Source organism: Allobosea sp. (genome assembly GCF_017308075.1).
In the GTDB taxonomy this organism is placed as follows: domain Bacteria; phylum Pseudomonadota; class Alphaproteobacteria; order Rhizobiales; family Beijerinckiaceae; genus Allobosea.
In genome coordinates this window covers 1-1,858 of sequence record NZ_JAFKFX010000010.1, presented here as the reverse complement: position 1 = coordinate 1,858, position 1,858 = coordinate 1, and the positions used below count along the sequence as shown (strand labels likewise).

The window sequence follows — 1,858 nt, the reverse complement described above, 5'->3', positions numbered from 1 at the left end:
GGAATCCAGCGATGTTCACGAAGATCCTGATCGCGAACCGCGGCGAGATCGCCTGCCGTGTGATCAAGACGGCGCGGCGGATGGGGATCGCGACGGTCGCGGTGTATTCGGATGCGGACCGCGAGGCGCTGCATGTCGAGATGGCCGACGAGGCCGTGCACATTGGCGCGGCGCCGGCCGCCGAATCCTATCTTCAGATCGAGAAGATCATCGCCGCCTGCAAGGCGACGGGCGCCGAGGCGGTGCATCCCGGCTATGGCTTTCTCTCCGAGCGCGAGGCCTTCGCCCAGGCGCTGAAGGACAATGGCATCGTCTTCATCGGGCCGAACCCCGGGGCGATCGCGGCGATGGGCGACAAGATCGAGTCGAAGAAGGCGGCGGCGGCGGCCAAGGTCTCGACCGTGCCCGGGCATCTGGGCGTGATCGAGGACCCCGACCATGCCGTCAGGATCGCCGACGAGATCGGCTATCCCGTGATGATCAAGGCCTCGGCCGGCGGCGGCGGCAAGGGCATGCGCATCGCCCATTCCTCCGGCGAGGTCGCCGAGGGTTTCGCCCGGGCGCGCTCGGAAGCGGCCTCGTCCTTCGGCGACGACCGGGTCTTCATCGAAAAATTCATCGTCGATCCCCGGCATATCGAGATCCAGGTGCTCGGCGACAAGCATGGCACCGTGATCCATCTCGGCGAGCGCGAATGCTCGATCCAGCGCCGCAACCAGAAGGTCGTCGAGGAGGCGCCGTCGCCTCTGCTCGACGAGGCGACCCGGCGCAGGATGGGCGAGCAGGCGGTCGCGCTGGCAAGGGCCGTGAACTATGACAGCGCTGGCACGGTCGAGTTCGTCGCCGGCCAGGACAAGTCCTTCTACTTCCTCGAGATGAACACGCGCCTGCAGGTCGAGCATCCGGTCACCGAGATGGTCACCGGCATCGACCTCGTCGAGCAGATGATCCGCGTCGCCTATGGCGAGAAGCTGGCGATCAGCCAGGCCGATGTGAAGCTGAATGGCTGGGCGGTCGAATCCCGCGTCTATGCCGAGGACCCGACCCGCAATTTCCTGCCCTCGACCGGGCGGCTGGTGACCTATCGCCCGCCGGCCGAGGGGCGCGACGGCGACGCCACGGTGCGCAACGACACCGGCGTCTATGAGGGCGGCGAGATCTCGATCTATTACGACCCGATGATCGCCAAGCTGGTGACGCATGCGCCGACGCGGGAGGCGGCGATCCGGGCGCAGGCGCGGGCGCTCGACGCCTTCGCCATCGACGGCATCCGCCACAACATCCCCTTCGTCTCGGCGCTGATGCAGCATCCGCGCTGGATCGCCGGCGAGCTCTCGACCGGCTTCATCGCCGAGGAGTTCCCGGAAGGGTTCGCGCTGCCGCAGCCGCAGGGCGAGGTCGCCTTGCGGATGGCGGCGATCGCGATCGCCTGCGACCACCGGATGAACCAGCGCAAGCGCAACGTCTCGGCGCAGATGCAGGGCTGGCGCAAGGTCGAGTTCGAGCGCGCCCGCATCGTCGAGCTCGGGGGCGAGCGTTTCGCGGGCGAGGTCTCCGAAGAAGGCGGGGCGATCGTGATCGCCTTCGGCGAACGTCGCGTCAGCCTCGCCAGCGACTGGCGCCCGGGCGAGCCGGTCTGGCAGGGCACGCAGGGCGGGATCGCGATCGCGGCGCAGGTCCGGCCGATCCTCAACGGCTTCGCCCTCGGCCATGCCGGCGCCTATGCCAATGCCCATGTCTACACGGCCCGCGAGGCGCAGCTTGCGGCGCTGATGCCGGAAAAGGCCGCGCCCGACACCGGAAAATTCCTGCTCTGCCCGATGCCCGGACTGGTCAAGGCGCTCTTCGTCAGCCTCGG

At 68.2% G+C, this 1,858-nt stretch carries 1 protein-coding gene; it reads left to right on the top strand.

The annotated features are described in order from the left end of the window. Positions 1–11: 11 nt before the first annotated feature. The coding region (locus J0J10_RS00340) for an acetyl-CoA carboxylase biotin carboxylase subunit (protein ID WP_291644343.1) at positions 12–1,858 on the top strand (1,847 nt) is incomplete at its 3' end.